Below are 3,306 nucleotides of genomic sequence, written 5' to 3' on the forward strand. Positions count from 1 at the left end.
GTGGTTTTGTTGATTTAGAAGGCTAAAATTTGATATGATCAGTATTATGACTAAGCGAGAATAACCTTGGAGGTGTTTTTAGTATGTCGCGTATTTCTATAGAAGAAGTAAAGCATGTCGCCCATCTTGCCAGACTGGCGATTACGGACGAGGAAGCGGCGATGTTTACCGAACAGCTTGACAGCATTATTTCATTTGCAGAAGAGCTGAACGAAGTCGATACAGAGAATGTTAAACCAACAACGCACGTATTGCAAATGAAGAATATCATGAGGGAAGATGTCCCTGATAAAGGACTTCCGGTTGAGGACGTTGTCAAAAACGCGCCTGATCATAAAGACGGCTACATCCGCGTGCCGTCAATCTTGGACTGAATAAAGGAGGGAGCGAGAAAACATGTCACTGTTTGACCATAAAATATCTGAATTAAAACGTCTCATACATAATAAAGAGATCAGCATATCAGATTTAGTCGATGAATCTTACAAACGGATTCACGAAGTTGACGGAAAGGTACAAGCCTTTTTGCAGCTTGATGAAGAAAAAGCCCGCGCATACGCCAAAGAATTGGACGAAGCGCTTGATACCCGTGATGAGCACGGCCTTCTTTTCGGGATGCCGATCGGTATTAAGGACAATATCGTAACAAAGGATCTGCGGACAACGTGCGCAAGCAAAATTCTCGAGAACTTTGATCCGATCTATGATGCAACCGTTGTTGAGCGTCTTCACGAAGCTGAAGCGGTCACCATCGGAAAGCTGAACATGGATGAATTCGCGATGGGTTCTTCCACAGAAAACTCAGGCTTTAAAAAGACAAAAAACCCGTGGAATCTCGAAACTGTTCCGGGCGGATCAAGCGGAGGCTCTGCGGCTGCGGTTGCGGCCGGGGAAGTGCCGTTTTCACTAGGATCTGACACGGGCGGATCGATTCGCCAGCCGGCATCTTTCTGCGGCGTCGTCGGCTTAAAGCCTACATATGGACGCGTTTCCAGATACGGCCTTGTCGCATTTGCTTCTTCATTGGATCAAATCGGCCCGATCACAAGATCTGTCGAAGACAACGCCTACCTTCTTCAGGCGATTTCAGGCGTCGACAAAATGGATTCGACGAGCGCCAATGTGGACGTGCCCGACTATCTGTCAGCGTTAACCGGCGACATTAAAGGACTTAAAATCGCCGTGCCGAAAGAATACCTCGGCGAAGGAGTGGGAGAAGAAGCGAGAAATTCCGTGCTTGAAGCGCTGAAAGTGCTCGAAAGCCTTGGCGCGACATGGGAAGAAGTATCGCTTCCGCACAGCAAATACGCGCTGGCGACTTACTACCTGCTTTCTTCATCTGAAGCGTCGGCAAACCTGGCGCGCTTCGACGGCATCCGCTACGGCTACCGCACGGACAATGCCGACAACCTGATCGACCTGTACAAACAAACGCGTTCCGAAGGATTCGGAAACGAAGTGAAACGCCGCATCATGCTCGGCACGTTCGCGCTCAGCTCAGGCTACTATGATGCGTACTATAAAAAAGCGCAAAAAGTCAGAACGCTGATCAAAAAGGACTTTGAAGACGTATTTGCAAACTATGACGTTATCATCGGACCGACAACGCCGACGCCGGCATTTAAAATCGGCGAAAAAACGAGCGATCCGCTGACCATGTACGCCAATGACATTCTGACGATTCCTGTCAACCTTGCGGGCGTACCGGGAATCAGCGTCCCGTGCGGCTTGGCGAACGGCTTGCCGCTCGGCCTGCAAATCATCGGCAAACACTTTGACGAAAGCACAGTATACCGCGTCGCCCATGCATTCGAACAGGCGACAGACCACCATAAAGCAAAACCTGAACTGTAAGGGGTGAAAAAACATGAACTTTGAAACGGTAATCGGACTTGAAGTCCACGTGGAGCTCAAAACAAAATCCAAAATTTTCTCCAGTTCTCCAACGCCATTCGGCGCGGCGGCCAACACGCAGACAAGCGTTATCGACTTAGGCTATCCGGGTGTACTGCCTGTGTTGAACAAAGAAGCCGTTAATTTCGCGATGAAAGCCGCGATGGCGCTCAACTGCGAAATTGCGACAGAAACGAAATTCGACCGGAAAAACTATTTCTACCCCGACAACCCGAAAGCTTATCAAATTTCTCAATTTGATAAACCGATCGGCGAAAACGGCTGGATCGAAATCGAAGTCGGCGGAAAAACAAAGCGCATCGGCATCACCCGCCTTCATTTGGAAGAGGATGCGGGAAAATTGACGCATACAGGCGACGGCTACTCCCTTGTCGACTATAACCGCCAGGGAACACCGCTGGTTGAAATCGTCTCCGAGCCCGATATCAGAACGCCTGAAGAAGCTTACGCCTACCTTGAAAAACTGAAATCAATCATTCAGTATACAGGCGTTTCCGATTGTAAGATGGAAGAGGGCTCGCTCCGCTGCGACGCCAACATCTCCCTCCGTCCGATCGGACAAGAGGAGTTCGGCACAAAGACAGAGCTGAAAAACCTGAACTCATTTGCCTTTGTTCAAAAAGGCCTTGAGCACGAAGAAAAACGCCAGGCGCAAGTTCTTTTGTCAGGCGGTGTCATTCAGCAGGAGACGCGCCGCTATGATGAAGCGTCCAAAACGACGATTTTGATGAGGGTCAAAGAAGGATCTGACGACTACCGCTACTTCCCTGAGCCTGATCTTGTCGAGCTTTACATTGACGATGAGTGGAAACAGCGCGTGAAAGACAGCATTCCTGAGCTTCCGGACGAGCGCCGCAAGCGCTACATCGAAGAGCTTGGCCTGCCTGCCTATGACGCGAAAGTGCTCACTTTGACAAAAGAAATGTCCGACTTCTTCGAAGCAGCCGTCGAAAAAGGCGCAGACGCGAAGCTGGCGTCGAACTGGCTGATGGGTGAAGTGTCGGCTTACTTGAACGCTCAGCAACAAGAGCTTGCGGATGTTGCGCTCACGCCTGAAGGCCTTGCAGGATTGGTCAAGCTGATCGAAAAAGGCACGATTTCATCGAAAATCGCGAAAAAGGTCTTCAAAGAATTGATCGAAAAAGGCGGAGACGCAGAAAAAATCGTCAAAGAAAAAGGCCTTGTGCAAATTTCTGACGAAGCGACGCTCAGAAAGCTTGTCACAGAAGCGCTCGACAACAATCCGCAATCGATCGAAGACTTCAAAAACGGAAAAGACCGTGCGATCGGCTTCCTTGTCGGCCAAATCATGAAAGCCTCAAAAGGACAAGCGAACCCGCCGATGGTCAACAAGCTTCTTCTTGAAGAGATTAATAAACGATAAAAAAACAG

Annotated in this window: 3 protein-coding genes; all 3 read left to right on the top strand. The window is 49.3% G+C overall.

Annotated elements, in window-relative coordinates:
* The first annotated feature begins 83 nt into the window (after positions 1–83).
* Genes gatC through gatB form a run of 3 tightly spaced genes read left to right on the top strand, consistent with a single transcriptional unit; the run spans position 84 to position 3,298 of the window.
* A complete protein-coding gene (gene gatC / locus C1T29_RS04420) occupies positions 84–374 on the top strand; it encodes an Asp-tRNA(Asn)/Glu-tRNA(Gln) amidotransferase subunit GatC (protein ID WP_003179590.1) in 291 nt (96 codons plus the stop codon).
* A 22-nt stretch (positions 375–396) separates the two neighbouring features.
* Positions 397–1,854 (top strand): Asp-tRNA(Asn)/Glu-tRNA(Gln) amidotransferase subunit GatA, encoded by a 1,458-nt coding sequence (gene gatA, locus C1T29_RS04425; RefSeq protein ID WP_023855604.1) that lies wholly within the window; start codon positions 397–399, stop codon positions 1,852–1,854.
* A 13-nt stretch (positions 1,855–1,867) separates the two neighbouring features.
* Positions 1,868–3,298, top strand: a complete 1,431-nt coding sequence (gatB, locus tag C1T29_RS04430; protein ID WP_020450467.1) for an Asp-tRNA(Asn)/Glu-tRNA(Gln) amidotransferase subunit GatB — start codon at positions 1,868–1,870, stop codon at positions 3,296–3,298.
* The last annotated feature ends 8 nt before the right edge of the window (positions 3,299–3,306 follow it).

This window comes from Bacillus sp. MBGLi79 (assembly GCF_002953915.1).

Excerpts from the sequence above, each read along its gene's own strand:
- gatC (WP_003179590.1), top strand. The coding sequence starts at position 84 with ATGTCGCGTATTTCTATAGAAGAAGTAAAGCATGTCGCCCATCTTGCC.
- gatA (WP_023855604.1), top strand. The coding sequence starts at position 397 with ATGTCACTGTTTGACCATAAAATATCTGAATTAAAACGTCTCATACAT.
- gatB (WP_020450467.1), top strand. The coding sequence starts at position 1,868 with ATGAACTTTGAAACGGTAATCGGACTTGAAGTCCACGTGGAGCTCAAA.